Annotated in this window: 13 protein-coding genes and 1 pseudogene; 8 read left to right on the top strand and 6 right to left on the bottom strand. The window is 63.0% G+C overall.

Annotation, left to right across the window (positions count from 1 at the left end; translation table 11 throughout):
• Positions 1-71: 71 nt before the first annotated feature.
• The gene (locus ACQPW1_RS11015) at positions 72-809 is read left to right on the top strand and encodes a PAS and ANTAR domain-containing protein (protein WP_433662623.1); all 738 of its coding nucleotides are present in this window, start codon (positions 72-74) and stop codon (positions 807-809) included.
• A gap of 128 nt (positions 810-937) precedes the next feature.
• Here the strand turns inward: ACQPW1_RS11015 and ACQPW1_RS11010 are convergent, their stop codons facing one another.
• The 3 genes from ACQPW1_RS11010 to ltrA (ACQPW1_RS11000) form a co-directional block, all read right to left on the bottom strand.
• Positions 938-2,014, bottom strand: a complete 1,077-nt coding sequence (locus tag ACQPW1_RS11010) for an alpha/beta hydrolase family protein (protein ID WP_433662622.1) — start codon at positions 2,012-2,014, stop codon at positions 938-940.
• Positions 2,015-2,522: 508 nt separating this feature from the next.
• Positions 2,523-4,340 carry a group II intron reverse transcriptase/maturase gene (ltrA, locus tag ACQPW1_RS11005; RefSeq protein WP_433662621.1) on the bottom strand — a complete coding sequence of 606 codons (1,818 nt, stop codon included), beginning with the start codon at positions 4,338-4,340 and terminating at the stop codon, positions 2,523-2,525.
• A 768-nt stretch (positions 4,341-5,108) separates the two neighbouring features.
• Entirely contained in the window at positions 5,109-6,527 is a 1,419-nt protein-coding gene (ltrA, locus tag ACQPW1_RS11000; RefSeq protein ID WP_433662620.1) for a group II intron reverse transcriptase/maturase, read from the bottom strand.
• Between the two features lie 866 nt (positions 6,528-7,393).
• Here ltrA (ACQPW1_RS11000) and ACQPW1_RS10995 point away from each other — a divergent pair.
• Positions 7,394-8,425: a YncE family protein gene (locus tag ACQPW1_RS10995; protein WP_433662619.1), complete on the top strand. Its 1,032-nt coding sequence runs from the start codon at positions 7,394-7,396 to the stop codon at positions 8,423-8,425.
• Between the two features lie 526 nt (positions 8,426-8,951).
• On the opposite strand, the gene ACQPW1_RS10990 is transcribed toward ACQPW1_RS10995, so the two are convergent.
• Positions 8,952-9,812: an alpha/beta fold hydrolase gene (locus ACQPW1_RS10990; RefSeq protein ID WP_433662618.1), complete on the bottom strand. Its 861-nt coding sequence runs from the start codon at positions 9,810-9,812 to the stop codon at positions 8,952-8,954.
• A gap of 221 nt (positions 9,813-10,033) precedes the next feature.
• Between ACQPW1_RS10990 and ACQPW1_RS10985 the strand changes: the two genes are divergently transcribed.
• On the top strand, positions 10,034-11,077 hold the full coding sequence (locus tag ACQPW1_RS10985; protein ID WP_433662617.1) for an iron-containing redox enzyme family protein: 1,044 nt from the start codon (positions 10,034-10,036) through the stop codon (positions 11,075-11,077).
• Between the two features lie 876 nt (positions 11,078-11,953).
• Here the strand turns inward: ACQPW1_RS10985 and ACQPW1_RS10980 are convergent.
• On the bottom strand, positions 11,954-12,283 hold the full coding sequence (locus ACQPW1_RS10980; RefSeq protein ID WP_433662616.1) for a plasmid stabilization protein: 330 nt from the start codon (positions 12,281-12,283) through the stop codon (positions 11,954-11,956).
• A gap of 324 nt (positions 12,284-12,607) precedes the next feature.
• Between ACQPW1_RS10980 and ACQPW1_RS10975 the strand changes: the two genes are divergently transcribed.
• The 5 genes and pseudogenes from ACQPW1_RS10975 to ACQPW1_RS10955 all read left to right on the top strand — a co-directional run bounded on the left by ACQPW1_RS10975 (position 12,608) and on the right by ACQPW1_RS10955 (position 15,480).
• Positions 12,608-13,045, top strand: a complete 438-nt coding sequence (locus tag ACQPW1_RS10975; protein ID WP_433662615.1) for a F0F1 ATP synthase subunit epsilon — start codon at positions 12,608-12,610, stop codon at positions 13,043-13,045.
• 23 nt (positions 13,046-13,068) lie between these two features.
• Positions 13,069-13,293: pseudogene (locus tag ACQPW1_RS10970) on the top strand (hypothetical protein); the annotation flags it as partial.
• A 28-nt stretch (positions 13,294-13,321) separates the two neighbouring features.
• Positions 13,322-13,708, top strand: coding sequence for a LysE family translocator (locus ACQPW1_RS10965; protein WP_433662614.1), 387 nt, complete (start codon positions 13,322-13,324; stop codon positions 13,706-13,708).
• Positions 13,709-14,094: 386 nt separating this feature from the next.
• Positions 14,095-14,475, top strand: a complete 381-nt coding sequence (locus ACQPW1_RS10960; protein ID WP_433662613.1) for a low affinity iron permease family protein — start codon at positions 14,095-14,097, stop codon at positions 14,473-14,475.
• Positions 14,476-14,652: 177 nt separating this feature from the next.
• Positions 14,653-15,480, top strand: a complete 828-nt coding sequence (locus ACQPW1_RS10955) for an alpha/beta fold hydrolase (protein WP_433662612.1) — start codon at positions 14,653-14,655, stop codon at positions 15,478-15,480.
• A gap of 275 nt (positions 15,481-15,755) precedes the next feature.
• On the opposite strand, the gene mbp1 is transcribed toward ACQPW1_RS10955, so the two are convergent.
• Entirely contained in the window at positions 15,756-16,001 is a 246-nt protein-coding gene (gene mbp1 / locus ACQPW1_RS10950) for a microaggregate-binding protein 1 (RefSeq protein WP_433662611.1), read from the bottom strand.
• Positions 16,002-16,709 lie beyond the last annotated feature (708 nt).

Below are 16,709 nucleotides of genomic sequence, written 5' to 3'. Positions count from 1 at the left end.
TAAATACGTTCGAACCTGCACAGAACACTGGTGATCGTTTCCTACCCAGGGATTTGGCGTTTACTGATCAGATGAGCAACCGTGACGGACGTGGCCCTGATCGCGATCGCGTAGGGGTGGAGCGGGTGGTCGGTGCCGGTACGCCATTGGAAACCGGGGGTTTCCGGTTCTGGTTTGCCGATCAGCGATGGGAATGGTCCGAGGAAGTGGCCCGCATGCACGGCTACCACCCCGGGGAAGTCGAGCCCACCACCGAGTTGCTGCTTGCCCACAAGCACCCTGATGACCGTGACCGCGTCCAGGCGGCACTCATCACCTCGGTACACGACGATGCCCCATTCTCGAGCAGCCACCGCATCATCGACACCGACGGGGCCACGCGCCAAGTCATCGTGGTCTCGGACCCAATGCGCGATGACACCGGAAAGATCATCGGCACGACCGGGTTCTACGTCGACCTCACCGACACCCTGACCGAACCCCGCAATATGGTCCCACACGACGAGCAGCCCGGCAACTACACCGACGGGCACCGCGGGATTTCCCTTCATGGAGCATTACCTGAGTTGCTGAGCGCGCGAGCGGTAATCGAGCAAGCCAAAGGAGTATTGATGGTCGTCTACAGCATCAGCGCCGAGCAAGCGTTCCGGGTGCTGCGGTGGCGCTCGCAGGAAACCAACACCAAACTACGGGTCCTGGCCGAACGACTGATCAACGATCTGGCGGGGGTCCCCGCAGCCGAGGTTTCGCTGCGCACACACATCGACCATCTGCTGCTCAGCGCACACAATGACACCACCACACCCTGAACCCGCGTAAGCGCGGATCGGTGGGCTACCGACATGAGATCGCCTACACAACTGTCACGAGTTATCTCCCGACATGCCGGGGCGATTCACAGGTCATTCCCGGTCCGGTACGTATCTGTGACGACTTATCAGCGGACAACGACGATCTCTGGATCTGTCGGCTGCTGGTCGATCGGGGTGTCGGTGCGGTTACGCAAGAATTTGTCGAACATGGCTGCCACGTACTTGCGGGCAAGTCTTGTCGCGCGGTCCGCGGCGATGGGCCCGATGTACCTCTTGGCGGCTGGTCGCGCGATCGTGGGCACCAGGGAGGGATAATCGGTGTAGTCGTAGTGGGCCGAATCCTTCATTGTCAGTTGACGTTTCCAGCCGGTGCCGTTTTGCCAGAATGCGTTCAATGACGGGTTGGCGTCACCGACCTCCTCGATCTGCTGGCTGGTCATCACCAGCACCGGCCGGTCGACACCCTCGGTCGCCGCCCGCCCGAAATCTTCGTCGACACCGATCTGCCCGTCGAGATCGACGCTGGCGTCGATGCGACGGTCGTCGTGCATCGATTCGACTGCGGTGTATCCACCGGAGGAGTGGCCCACCATGCCAACGTGTTCGAGGTCGAGGGCACGGTCGAGTCCTGCTGGCGGGGTGCGATGGTCGGCGTCTGGGTTCTCACCGTGTGTCAGGCGTGTGAGCGAGTCGAGGACGAACCCGATATCGGACAGCCGGGCCGCGATGTACTTCTTCCGGATCTTGGTGTCGAAACCGTCCGGAGCGGGAGCGGGCGTGGCGAGTCTGCCGCCGGGGAATTCCACGATGGCCTCGTAGGTGGGGTCGACGGTGACCACCACATAACCGCGACTGGCCAGATCCTCGGCCATGCCGGTGCCGTACACGCGGGTGTCTCCCGCCCCCGGTGAGTAGAGGAGCACTGGGAAGGCCGTCCCCGCCAACGTGGGTGCGTCGGTGTAGGAGTTGGTCAACAGACCTGGCAGTCCGGCACCCAAGCGCTTCTCCAGATCCGGGATCAGCGACTTCGAAATGTAGTGGGCCCGCTGATACTTGCCGACGTCAGTGGCCGGATAGAACACCGACACCATCAGCTCACGCTGCCGGTCGGCATAGAACGGATCTTGCCTCGACGCATCGACCAGATGCAGCACGGTTTCACCCACCGGGTACTGACCACCCGGCTGGGGAAGAACGGTCACACCAACAGGCGATGCGCCGGCCACCGTCGCGCTCCCCGCTACCAACGCGAAAGCAGACAGACATACCACAGTCATCCGACGGATCAACGTTCCCCCAAAAAAGTGACTCAATTGCCATTCACATGCCGTGCAGACGCTACCAAGTAAAACCGCTGCTCCACAACGGAACTCAACGCAGCGAGCACTCTGCGCCGAAGATCTGGTGGACAAATCCCGCACGCTCGTCGACATCTCGTGCGTTGATTGGAGTGGTCCGATCCGACTCCGGCAGCCCGCCTGCGCATCAGCTCGTCGACAACATCTAGTGAGAACGAGGGGTCAAACATCTGTCCTGCGACAGCATTGACAATCTCATCGCCTGACCCGTCACACTCCAGAACCGTGCACCACAACCTGTAGTCACCTGCTATCGTCGCAGCCGAAGCCGCTGATGGTCGGGTAGCGGGAACGCATTGCTGTGTTCCCGCCCCCTCAGAACCGGCCATGCGAGGTTTCCCCGCAGCACGGCTCAAGCAGGCCGCTGGGGCGTGCTGGCGTTGCTGTTCCTGACTGGCCCGGTATCGGCGTCGGCTGGCTGTCGGCGCTGACAGTGGACGTGCACGAGGCGGAAATATTCGTTCGGTTCACCGGCGGTGCCAGCGACGATGAGCTGTCGCTTCAGCGCCAGGCGGATGGTGATGAACCACTGTTCCCACTGGCTCGGGGATTGTGGTTCCCGGTCCGCGAACAGCAGGAAGTCCCCGCAGAGCGTGCATCGACCGTGCTGCGCCTTGAGACGCCTCACGGTGGATGGTGCCAGCGGTGGCGGTTGCTGTCGGCGTCGCCGCTCGGTCCAATACTGTTCCAGGGCAGGGTCATCCGGAGACGCCCAGCCCGTGACCATGGAGTGCCGAACGATTTTTGTCCAGGCGAACCGCTGGAGGTAGACCCCGCTGACGCGGTCTCCGAATACCCAGTGGTCCTGCCGAGACTTGTTGAACTGGCCGAAGTATCGGTCGGTCACCCACTGCCACGACTTGTTGTCATGGCGGCGGCGAGCCCACCGACATGTCAGCTTGAACAAGTAGGCGTCCAGCTTGGTGAATTTCTCGCTGGACACCGCTGGCCGGAAATACGCGGTCCAGCCCCGAATAGTCGGGTTGAGCCGGATCGCGATATCCGCCGGACCTGCACCACGTAGGTGCCGAATCTCGACGGCCAGCCGCTGCCGCATCTTCTTGATCGACTCCTTGCTCGGCTTGATCAGCAGTGTTCCGCCCCGCCACGAGCGATAGCGGCGGATATTGAAGCCCAGGAAGTCGAAGCCCTCCGAGGCGTGCACGATGCGCGTTTTGTCCTCGTTGAACGACAACCCCCTGGGCGCGAACCACTGTGCGAGCTGTTCACGGATCTGTTCAGCTTGTTCGCGACTGTGGCACATGGCCACGAAATCATCGGCGTAGCGGACCAGAACCGGGGAATAGGACCGAGCATGGGCATTCATGGCGTCGCTTTTGCGATACCGAACCCCAGCGGCGGTTTCCATTCCATGAAGTGCGACATTGAGCAGCAACGGACTGATGACCCCGCCTTGAGGAGTTCCCTCCTCGGTCGGGGAATACCGGCCCTTGTCCATCACCCCCGCCTTCAACCATTGCCGGACCTGCGCCCTTGCAGGGAACAGGCCGATCTGGTCGAGGAGACGCTGGTGATCAATTCTGTCGAAGGCCGATGCCAGATCCGCGTCGAGCACCCACACTCGTTGGCAACCAGCACCTTTGAGTGTCATATAGATGGCGACCATCGCGTCGTGGCACGACCTGCCCGGTCGGAAGCCATAGGAACGCGGCTCGAAACGGGCCTCCCACTCGGGCTCCAAAGCGTTGCGAACTCGCGCCTGTTGGGCACGGTCCGCGATCACCGGAATCCCCAGCGGGCGTCGCTTTCCACCCTTCTTCGGTATGTACACCCGTTTGACTGGCGAGCCTTGCCACGGCTTGATGCGTTGCTGGAGGTCGAGCACCAGTTCTGCCCGTGACTCGGCGGTCAGAGCGATCCGACCGTCGATGCCCGCAGTCTTGCGGCCGGCATTACGTTCCGTGACCTGCCGCACGCTCACGAGCGTGTTGGCGCGGCAGCGGAGCATCAGTTTCTGCAAATTACGGACCTTCTTGAGGTCTCCTGCCTGCGACGCCTTGAAGATTCGTTGCCTCAGCCTGCGTACTTCGTCCTCGGTGCTTCGCCATCTGATGGCGTCCCAGTCGAAGCCTTCCGGTCCGTTCACCACGGTCACGTCGTCGACGGCCGCAGCCTTCGCGGTCGTTACCGACTGTGATGTGGTGTCCAACTTGTCCTTCAGTTCTGCTGCCTTGGTGTCTGATTCGTCAAAGGCCCACCTGGCCCACGTCAGCGCACTTTCGTGCCGGACCTTTCGGGTCCGTATGCGGCCGGTTATCCACGGCGACCATCGGAGGGACGGTCGTCTGCCATGGTTTCCCGCTGCCTTTCGGCCACCGCCATTGGCTTGTTGGGCCATCCTGTTCCCGCCGGAGCATTCCGCTCTCCTTACGGTCGGCCTACCGGCACTTTCGGTGTCGGACTCCGACGGGGTTTCCACGTTCCACACGAACGAGATACGACCGGGGTGGGTGCCTTCTCTCCCCCGAGGCCCTGGTGCCCACGCGATCGGTTACAGCCACCCGACCGTCAGCGCCGCTTCTCAGCGACAGGCCCTGCACTCCGTTACTACTTCCCATCTGCGGAGACTCGCATTACGAGGTGTCATCGAAGGTTCACTTGCGTTCACCCGTCCGGTCTTCCCCTTGCCTGTGGCTCCCGGATGGAACGGGCGCCCTTGGGCTTTTCCTTCGAGCTTCGCACCCCGCAGTTACCCGCGACGCACGTCGAAGTGGGGACGGGCAGTGGGCACTAACCCGGGACCATGCCGCCGATCACTCGGCCTCCTCTCGGTTGGTCCACTCGTTTCGGTGAGGTCGGCCCGGAGCGCCCTGCCGATGTTGCTATCGGTGGGTTTCTCCGAGCCGCCTCCCGAACCCGGCGTGCGCCTCACAGCGCACCGGGCTCTCCACAAGTCCCGAATGGTCGGTGGACCTACTCATGCTGTGCTCGGCCATGGCGTCGAGATGCGAGTTCCCCGGTAGTAGTAGCGCTTCGCGCTCACCTTGGCCGGATCGAACAACCCGACATCACCATCGGAAGGCCAAATGCCATAGCGTCGGCGCAACTGTTTCGACGAGGTATGTCGATGCTTGCGCTTCTGCCATCTGACCACCTGTTTCCATAGATAGGACCGGAGGTAGCTGAACGTCGCGTTCGAGCACCCGTACTTGAAGTACGCAGTCCAGCCCCGCAACATCCGATTCAGCAAATGCAGCAGAGTTCCGAGCGACAGGTTCGTGTTCCGCCGGCAAATCGTCTTCACCTTGGCCATCACGGTGACTAGTGCCTTCTTGGCCGGATAGACGTAGACGTATTGCTTGCCGGTGCCTCGCTTCCGGTGGCGCTGGATACGCCAGCCGAGAAAATCCAGGCCCTCGTCAATGTGGGTGATGAGAGTCTTTTCCGGTGATAGGCGCAAGCCCATTGTGGACAGGACTCCCGCGATCTCCTTCCGCAGCGCCTCGGCGTGCGCCTTGGTGCCTGAAATGGCCAGGCACCAGTCGTCCGCGTACCGACAGAGCCGATAGTTCGGCAGACCGTGGCGACGTCGCTTGGCCCGCTCATACTGGCTGGCCGCGGGTCCTCCCGGTCCTCGGGCGATGAACTCGTCCAAGACCGAGAGAGCCACGTTGCTCAGCAACGGAGAAAGAATCGAACCCTGCGGAGTACCGGCGCTGGTGTCAGCGAGAGTGCCATCCTCGGTGAGGATGCCCGCCTTCAGAAACGCCTTCACCAACGCCAAAACGCGTTTATCTCCAACACGTTTGCGCACCCGGTCCATAAGCGCCGAATGCGAAATTTCGTCGAAACAAGCTTTGATGTCTCCTTCCACGACCCACTCATAAGAGCGCGACGTGAAGTGATGCACCTCGGCCACCGCGTCATGAGCCCGGCGATTCGGACGGAACCCGTAGGAACACGGGAGGAAATCCACCTCGAACACAGGCTCCAGCACCAGCTTCAAAGACGCTTGAACCACCCTGTCTCGGATGGTCGCGATCCCCAGATAGCGAACCTTGCCGCCCGCCTTGGGAATCGCTCGCTGCCGGACCGGAAGAGGCTGGAAACTACAGGCTTTCACATCAGCCCGCAGCTGAGCCAGGAACTCTCCGACCCCGCGTTCGGCCTCGATATAGCGGCCGGTTTCACCGTCTACTCCGGCCGTGCGTGCGCCCCTGTTACTCCGCACCCGATCCCACGCCACCAGAAGAAACGCGGGATCGGCAACGAGATTGAACAGATCATCGAACCTGCGATGAGGATCATCACCAGCCCAACAGTGCAGCTTGGTTTGGATCTCCAGTACCCGCCGCTCAGCCTTATACAACTCGAGCGACAACTCGTCGGTATTCACCAACGGCCTCCTGGCATTCCAATTTCCTTACCGCAGACTTGCTGGCCCTCTTCGCCATGTACACGCCTCTCGCGTGCTCGGACTACTACAGGGCCTCCGCCCCACCCGAGACCTTCGGCCAACGACGGGCCTATCCCACGACTACGAATGGATTCCGCAGCGCGGGAACGGTTTCGAGTGGTTCCCGTGTTCACCGTGAACCGATCGATCAGCTTGGTATCCAGCTCTGCCCCGGCAGTATCGCCACACCTACGCCGCAGTCCTTCAGCGTGGCCTCCCCACCGGCATCGCAAACCGGCTACGGAGTCAACCACCCACATCGGATGGTTGTGCACTGCACCCCGGCCCATATCCACCAGATTTGAGCCGGTGACACGCTTACGGAGCTTTAACACTGGTTCCTCTCGTATACCGTCTGATCTCGCTCGCCGGACCCGACCTGCCTGGCAGTGTCAAGCCGTCCCGGCTTTGCCAGCGCTGCTTCCCGCCCTTCCCGTCGTCTTCCGGGTCAGACTGCGCTCGGCTTCCACCAAGCTGCTGCGACAGCTCAGCGGGAAGGTCTCCCACCTCCCTCGGTTCATCGGCGCCTCACGGCGCACTGCGACTTCGTGTCGCACGCCGTGAGTGCGAATTCTGACACCGTCTATCGGTGAATTTCGACGTCACTCGGGGCCGATCCGGGGCGGGTGTATCCGCGAATTTTGACGTCACCCCGGTCGGCGTGTCCGGGCGCTGGGCGTGTCGGCCCTGGAATCCTGAAGCTGTCAGGAGTGCAAGTAGCTTCGGCGGGCACCTTGCGCGCAGTGCAACAATCCCTTGCCAAACGGGAGTGGCTGTGTACCGCAGCAGCGTTTTAGGTTGAGGACATGATCACAACCAGCAACGAAGTTCTGGCGGTTGCCTGTCAACATGCCTGCGCCATCGTGTTTCTCGACCTCGAAACCGGCGATCGGATCGACACGTTGAGCCTCGACTACGAACCGCATGAACTCGCGTTCGACCCGACGAGGAGGCTGATCTACGCCACGCACACTTACCTTTCCGGCTGGTACTTCGGCAATGCCGGTCGAGTTCCGGAGATCAGCGTGATCGATGCCGACACCCACAAGCTCGTCGACGTCATCGACATCAGCCCGTTCCACGGCCCCCACGACGTGTTCTGCGATCCTCACAACGATCTCGTGTTCACCACAGTCGAGGGCAGCGACGGGGGCGCGGGCGGCGTCCTCGTGCTCGATGCCGCCACGCGCACGATCAGCGACCACATTTCTGTGGACGCCAGTGGTCCACACTGGTTTTCGGCCAACTCGGATGTGTCGAAGATCTTCGTTGCCGCCAAGGAGTCGAGTTTCGCCGCAGTCGTGGACGTGAAGAGCCGGACCATGACCGGGCGCGTCGAGCTCCCCGGCACCGAGGGCATCGCGGTGCTTCCCGGCGATGACCGGATCGTCGTGGCCGCACCTGTGATGGTGCCGGCGTACATGCCTGCCCCCACCGAGCCCTACGGGCTGCGCGTGATCGATGCAGCAACCCTGGAGGTGACCGACGTGCTCGCCTCGGAGGTACAGCCGATGGCTGTGCACGTCACCACCGGTGGTGCACTGCTGGTCAGTGAAACCCCCATGCGCCACAAGCCTGGCGCCGATCCCTATGCACTGCCGGAGTTCCCCGACGGACACCTGCGCGTGTACGAACCCGGGACCCTGGAACTGCGTGGCAGGGTCCCCATCGGACCGAGTGTGCTGACCGTGCGTTCATCCCCGGACGGCAAGCACGCCTTCGCTTCCAGCTTGGTGTCGGCCAACGTCACCGTGGTCGATATCGACTCCCTCGACGTCATCCACACGATCCCCGTCGAGAAGGGCGCTCACGGAATGACAATCATTCCGGCCGCGTAATCCACGACTGATCCTGGATGAGGACCTATCGGCGCGCACGAACTGAGCGCCAAGTGCCCGGACATGATCACGCTCGAGCCACGACTCGAAACCCACGTGGCACACATTCGTCGGCGACCACCAGCCCGGGAAGTACCCGAGCCCGCGCGACCACCGGAACCGGCGGACCGGTCGCACGTCTTCGAACCGCACACCCGCGCACGACGACAGCCTCAACCGCCGCTCGGCACCAACAGCATCGACGAAGTCCAACTCAGTGGTGATCGACACCGTCGATCACCAGATCGTCTTGTGTCTGGCCGGGCTGCGCACCACCAGCAACGAGACCGGGCGCCACCTCGAATGAACTCGCCGCGTAACTCAGTATCCGTGCCGCCCGCAGGTCGGACAATCTGCGGGCGCGTGGTCCTGCATGAATCGTCCTTTCTCGAACTGGCGCTGGACGTCAGTGACGGCCGAATACGGGTTAGCCGGGCCATCAGCGCGCACACAGTCCAGCCACCCGTGTGTGATCGTTGGTCCCGCGTCACTCGGCGAGGAATTCACCGAGCGCTTGGGTCAACGCAGTAGGAGCTTCTTCGGCGATGTGATGTCCGGAGTCGATGCCGTGACCGCGCACGTCATCAGCCCAATCACGCCAGATCCGCAGCGGGTCACCGTAGAGCTGTTCGAGGTCGTCGCGCAGGGACCACAGGATCAACGTGGGACAGCGCAGCCGGTTGCCGGTGGCTCGGTCACGCTCTTCATGGCGGCGATCGATGGTCAATCCTGCGCGATAGTCCTCCAGCATCGCCCGGACCACACCGGGATCTCGTATGGCCGAACGCCATTCATCGTAGTTGTCCCTGCCCATCACATCCGGGTCGCCGCGGTACCAGCTGTCGGGGTCGGCATTGATGACCCGTTCCGGGATGTCAGGTTGGGCAAAGAAGAACCAATGCCACCACTGAATGGCGAAGTCGGTGGTCAGACGTGACAGATGTTCGCTGATCGGCAGGCAGTCCAGCAACGCGATTCGAGAAACCCCACCGGGGTGGTCGAGTGCCAGGCGCAGAGCGACATAGCTGCCGCGGTCATGCCCCACCAGTCCGAAACGGGTATGCCCGAGCGACGACATGACCTCCAGCATGTCCTGTGCCACAACACGTTTACAGTGCGCACTATGGTCGGCGGCAGGTTGGGGCCCCCGCGAGCGTCCATAGCCGCGCAAGTCGGCGCAGACGACAGTGAACCCACGCTCGACCAGCGCCGGTGCCACCCGATGCCACGTCGCCGAGGTCCGAGGATGCCCGTGCAACAACAACACCGGCGGTCCCGACCCGCCATGCCGTACGAAAATAGTTGTCTCCCTTAGTTCTATCGCTCCGGACGCAAAACCTTCGAACATCGCCCGTACCTCCTGTGCAATTCGTCAGCCGACCCCCAAGGTCTTGCTGGGTCGGGTCGCGCAGGCAGTACCCGATGACCGCATAGCCAACCAGACGACTCCGGCGCGGGGCGCGGCAAGGTTTCCGGCGCATATCCCGATTCGTTCGGAGCCACCGAAAGACATGGGATTGATGCGTCTGCCAGCGGGTATGCGGGCCGTGGAAGGGAGCGTGATCATCGATGAGCGGTACGCAACAAGCCGGGCACCCTCGCCCGCCACACCCCGAGGCGCCGGTACTGTCAGCCCCATTGCCCGATTCCCGCGGCGAATTATCGGGCGCGCTGGTCGACATCCTGCAGGCGGCACCATCGGCCGGCCAGCGATTTCCTGAAGCGGAACAGGCCGACCCGTGCGGTGATGATCTGCAGTTGGCGCTGCACATCTGTTACGAGCTGCACTATCACGGGTTCGCGGGTGTGGTCCCCGGGTGGGAATGGGAGCCGGAGTTGCTGCGGTTCCGGGCGAATCTGGAGCGGCCGTTTCTCGACATGCTGCGTCGTGATGTGAAGGGCGGCAACGACGTCGCTGACGAGTTCGCGCAATTGCTATTGGAACCGGTCGACGCCAGCGGCATTGCCGCCTATATACAGAAGCATGGTCAGCGGCGTCAACTGCGTGAGTACTTCGTGCACCGTTCGATCTACCACCACAAGGAGGGCGACCCGCACGCGTGGGTGATCCCGCGGTTGTTCGGCCAGGAGAAGGCGTCGCTGGTAGCGGTCGAGTTCGATGAATTCGGTGGCGGGCGCGGCGAACGAATGCACGCCCGGCTCTATGCTGACCTGCTGACTGCGGCCGACCTGCACGACGGGTACCTGCACTATCTGAATGTGGTTCCCGCACCGATGCTTTCGGTGGTGAACACGATGTCGATGTTCGGCTTGCACTGCGCACTGCGCGGCGCACTGGTCGGGCATTTCGCCGCCATCGAGATCACCTCCTCCCCCAGCGCCCGTCGGATGGTCGCCGCGCTCGAAAGCTTCGACGCCGCACCCGAATGCGTGCGGTTCTACACTGAGCACGTCGAAGCCGACGCCGTACACGAGCAGGTCATGCGCCACGACGTCGTCGACAACCTGCTCACCCGAGAACCGGACCTCGCCGAGTCGGTTGTCTTCGGCATCCAGGCAACGAACCTGCTCGAGGACCGGTTCGCCGATCACGTCCTCAGCAGCTGGCAGGCAGAGCACAGCTCTCTGCGCAACGATCTCGACCCCACCTGATCACTTTTCACCGAGTAGCCCGTCTATCACCCTGCTGAGCTACGTCTTCTACACACCCATGTGCGGAATTCATGTACATCCGGGATACGAATGACGTTGCGGGCCAGCCGAACACGCCGCACCGTGGCACCCACCGCACCGTTCGACCTCGGCCGCTACACCGCCGTCGCCGCCTGGTTCCGGCCCCGCTGACCAACGCCGTCGCGGCCTGCGATACGACCCACGGAAATGGCCCTGCGGCGACCAAATATCCTACTCAGCCAGCCATACTCACTCGCCTCGCTGCTCAGGTGACGAACCGGCGCCGATACTTTCACCATAGATCGTCTTGGCCGACAACGCCCTGCTCCGCCGCGTCTGCCTGCGCCTCTGCGCCGCTCCTCGGCGCGACCTCCCCGCGGATCACGCCTTCACCGTTGACCTCTGCTCGCGCCCGCTAATCCAGCCGCCAATCGTCGAGTTACTCACTCGCGATGTCGACACCCGAACCGCTCCCGCCGGCTGCGCTGCATCCACTTACAAGTCCGGACATGAATCCTCCGACACGTCGTAGAGACAACTTATTGGTATTGAGCGCGTACCCGGCGGCTCGCATTCCAACCAGGCGAACCGCGCCGTGCTAACAGGCGAGACGGTTCGACCGGGGTATGCGCGTAGATCGTGGGCACAGAGTGAGTGCCTCGCGAGCCCAGCCGAGGAGGGCGGCCGCGGAACGCAAGCCTGCTCATCTGAACCCTACGTCGAGTGCCTGCTGGGCGACCAGCTCGCTATCGGATCGCATGATGTTTCGATTATCGTGATTACGCCTTGGACGGATCGTTGATCGCATAGGTTTGTCCTACGCGCGCCGTGATCCGCCGTCCGTGCCGCGTGAGGTCAGTTACGGCCGAGTGCTCGGGCCAATTCGGCCTTTGACATTTTCGAGCGGCCGTCGATGTTCTTCTTTTTTGCCTCGTTGTATAGCTGGTCGCGCGTCGGGCCCTTCGGCTTGTTGGTGCCCGACCGCTCCCCGCCACGCTGCTGCGGCGATTTGTCCTGCACCGAGGAGCGGCTGGCGGTTTTAGTCTGGCCGGCCTGGGCGCGGTTCTTGTTCACCGTCCGCGCGGCGATCTCCTTCGCGCGCTTGGTGGACGCGCCCTGGTCCCTCTCTGAATCCTTGATGTGCTCGTATTGCCGGTCCTGTTTGGCTGTCCATTCCTTCGGCATGTCAATCACCTCCTCGGCCGCGAATACCCCGCCGAACTCATCGCAATCTCCTTACTTCAGGCTCCACGGGAACTCGGCGACACGGAGCCTCCCCGTGCTGCTCCACAACTGTCGCACCCCAGACCCTCACACAGCGTTGCCCGGCCACACCATCTATGGCCGACCCACCCCCGTTGGGTGACCGAAAAGGCATGGGGGGCGGTGTAAACGCCCGGTTTCGCTGACCTCGGCGAGGGTATCCGCCGTCCGAGCAGGACCCGAAGCAGTTCAGCCACAGCTAGGAAGCCATCAGAAGTGCCGTCGACTATCGGAAGAAGGTCCGCAATGCGGCGAGATTCTGGCCCCGAAGCTACGTTGCGCGCGTCGGATACTTTGGCCGTCACCTTGTCTGTGCCCGTTCATCGTGAATTCGTCTTCGGCGCTGAGTCCATCCATGTCCCCACCCTTGATGGTGGGCACATGATCGAGCCCGGCCACCATCGTCTGGAACTCACACTCGGTGTCGGGGTACTGACGATACGAGCCCGGGCACGGCAGTGGCGGGCCGCGTTGCACGGAGGATTCCTGCGGGTACGTGACGACGAGGTTCGTCTGATGGCCGAGGTCTTGGAGTTCGCGGATCGCATCGATGTGACCCGGGCCCGCGTCGCACTGGAAGAGGCGGCGCAACGGCTGACGACCAACCGTGAAGATGCCGACGCCCGAGCAGCCCTGCAGCGCGCCAATCTTCGACTGGCGGTCGCGGCCCGTGTTCACTCCTGAGCGGTGTCGCGGGAGAGGCAGAAATGATCGACTGGACCTCGTTCGTGCCCGCCGCCATTGCGCTGTCACTGGTACCCGGCCCGAATCAACTGCTCAGCGTGGGTAACGCGATCCGATACGGCACCGCCTCGGCCACAGCAGCCCTCGTCGGACGGTTCACAGTTTTCGCGTCGATGGCAGCTGCGGTCGCCATCGGTCTCGGCGCGGTATTGACCCGTTCGGCGGTGATATTCGGCATCCTCAAATGGGTCGGTGTCGCCTATCTGCTCTACCTCGGTGCGAGCATACTGTGGCGCGCTGGACACTCATCTCGCACCGGCAAACCCGAAATTGATGATGATGGTGCTGACCATTCGCACCCGGGTGTGGCGGGCCACGCGTCGAGAGGTCATAGTCGCCGCGACCAATCCCAAAGCCATGCTGCTGTTCGCCGCGTTCCTACCGCAGTTTCTGTCCTCGAACGCGGTCGACGACGGCTCCTTACTTGTTCTCGCCGCAGCTTACATCGGCATCGAAGCCGTCTCCGCCGTGGCTTACACGGTAGCGGGCGGGCTGATAGGCAGGACCGATCTCAGCACTCGCGCCCACCGCTACCTGGACGGGATCACCGGCACGGCATTTGTCGGACTCGGCGGCTACCTCGCCACCACACAACGCCCTTAACCGTAATCCACAAGCCAGGCAATACCATCCGGATTCATGGTGCGTCAGTGCATCGATGCCGGCGTCGATGAAATCTACGTTCAGCAGATCGGTCCCGACATGCGTTAGGTGCCGCACCCAATGCGGATGTCTGATTCCAGGTCGATGATGCCGGCCGGAGTTTCTTGTGCCCATCGACCAAAAGCTGCGGGTGTGGGGAGATCCGGTCGTGCATCGGCACATGGCGGTGCGGGCCTCCCCGCGCCTTCACATAAGTGGCGCCTGTTTGCCACGCCAGCGCGTGGCTATCCCGCATCCGCCCCGGAGAGTTGATCTGCTCACCGGCCCGAGGAAAGGGACGGCCCATGCACGCCGATACGCCACGATCCGACAGTGGTTCCAAGACAATGCCTTCCGATGTCCGCGGCGCGTTGACGGTATTCGACCGCTTCGCCACCGCGACCGCCGCCCTCACCGCCAAGGCGGGCTTCTTCGTATTCTGCGTGTTGCTCGTCCTGCTGTGGGCGCCGACCTTCCTGGTGCTGCCCAGCATCGACACCTGGCAACTGGTCATCAACACCGCAACCACCATCGTCACCTTCCTGCTGGTTGCCCTGCTGCAGAACACCCAGTCCCGCTCCGACGAAGCGGTCCAACAGAAACTCAACGCCATCGCCGACGCCCTGGCCGACTTCATGGGCGAATTCAGCACCGAACACCCCGAACTCGATCGCCACCGCCGAGAACTCGCCGACGCCGTCGGCCTGGAGACTCGCGAATCCAGTTGAGCCGCAATGCCTCTCAACCCAATAGTGCGAATAATGTCGGCGGCTGGTGTGACCTCATCGGCACGGCGAAGACGAGGTGCGGTTCGCCGCCCAGAGGCACGGAGCTTCTACCTCCGCAGTGGATAGAGTGGCGCTGAACCAGAGTGATCGAATCCGGATGAGTGAGGACGGAGGGTAATGGTCTTGACGTGGGAGCTGCCGGAATCGGTGGAGGTGGACGGGGGCACGGTGCGCTGGGCCCGGCTCGGCGACGGAGATCGGACGGTGGTGCTGGTACACGGCACGCCCTACTCCTCGTTGCTGTGGCGAGAGATCGCTCCGGCGCTGGCCGAGCGGCATACCGTCTACGTGTTCGACCACCTCGGGTATGGCGTGTCCGAACAGGCCGAAGGCCAGGACCTCACGTTGGCCGCACAGGCCCGCCGGTTCGCCGGATTGCTGCGCTACTGGGGTCTCGATACTTCAGCATCGGTCCCGACCGTGGTGGCCAATGACATCGGCGGCGCGGTGGTGCTGCGTGCGCTACTGCTCGAGCGCGCCCGCTACCGCGATCTGACTCTGTTCGACTGCGTCAGTGGCGGCCACTGGGAGCGTGGGCTGTTCGCGCTGATGCGCACCCACCACGAGGTGTTCGAGCAACTGCCCGACTACGCTCATGAGGCCCTGGTCGCCGCCCACCTGCGCAACGCGACCCACGCCGGGTTCCGGCCCGGGGTGCTGCGGGCTTTCCTCCAACCCTGGCTCGGTCCGGCGGGGCAGGCCGCCTACTACCGACAGTACCGCCAGCTGGCCCAGGCCGACACCGAACCGTACGAGGCCCTCCTGTCCGACATCGACATCCCGGTCCAGCTAGTGTGGGGCCGCGAGGATCGCATCCTTCCCCCGGAGTACGGGCGCTGGCTGCACGAGCACATCCCGCACGCGCGGATGCACTGGATCGAGGACGCCGGACACCTGCTGCAAGAAGACGCCCCCGCCCGCCTCCTCGCCCACCTGCTCGGATGACCTGAGCGTGCAGGGGTCTCGCGCGCACGAAGCCCTCGTCACCGAAGACACCATCTAGGCATGTAGGCCGCTGCCACGCAGCCCACTCGGCGAAGGCCGAGCGGCGACCGACTCGAGTCGGCCGGACTCCGCGATGAACCCTGATGCCCGATCTCGCATCACATCGAACCGCCGCCGACTCGAAAGCACAAGCACTCGAGGCATGAACTCAGACGAATAGGGGCTGACGGGCAGTCGAATTCACCGCTCCGTCAACCCTACGCGTGGTCGTGCCGCTATTGGTCGTGCTGATGGCTGGCTTGTCGCGCCTCGTCGACGTTGGCCTCCGCGCGTGCCTTCTCCGCTGCCGCTTCCTTTTGCGCGGCTTCACGTTCGGACTCGGCCTTGTCCTGCTGAGCTTGTCCCTCGCCTTTGAGGTTCTCATCACCGGTGACGACGCCGGCAGCCTCCTTGGCCTTGCCCTTCACTCCTTCGACCACGCCCTCGACACCCTCGCGGGGCCCGCTTTCATGCTCCGACACTAGAACCTCCGACACATCCGACGAACGACTGACATCCGCGGCTTACCCGCTATCGGCCGACCAAACCAGCAGCATTTGCCGACCGCACGCATATATGCCGTCGATCAGCTGGTCAACAAATCTCAAACATCTTATTGCGCAAAGCAACTCACACGCCTCCCCACGGCCGCAAACCGACGAGCGCCTCAAGCGATCATCGCAACCGTTGGGCAGCAGTCGATCTCAGAAACATCCGCATCTGCCGCATGAGCGGATGTTCAGCGCGTTCAGAAACCCGGATACGGTCCTCTTTCGCTTGTTGCTGTTCGGGAAAACCCATGATCGATCTCCTCCTGATAGCGGACAACTTCCGTTCCCTGACGCCTACCCTGTCGTGGTCACCCCAACCAGATCAGCCGCATAGCGGCGTGATCGTCGCCCAGTCTCGGCAGCGTCACGGGCGGCAGACAGTGTCGTGCAGGCGGTGGTAGGCCGGAAGACGCGGCGTCATCGCCCAGCTACGTCAAGACATCACCACCGCAGCCGACGCCGGAGACGAGGCGACCGCCAATCACCTGCGCGACGAACTGAGCACAGCGATCGACGCCATCGACAACACCGATCCTGGCCAGGGCAACGCCCCCGGTGCGTCGCCTGATCTCGCGGGTATCAGTGCCGCACCGCAACCACTCGACGGGGTCCGCCGCGCGTCCGCAGACCTTGGTCCCG

This window comes from Nocardia sp. CA-128927, assembly GCF_050955855.1.
In the GTDB taxonomy this organism is placed as follows: Bacteria; Actinomycetota; Actinomycetes; order Mycobacteriales; family Mycobacteriaceae; genus Nocardia.
Note: the sequence above shows the minus strand (reverse complement) of the source record. Positions and strands in the feature narration are given on the sequence as shown.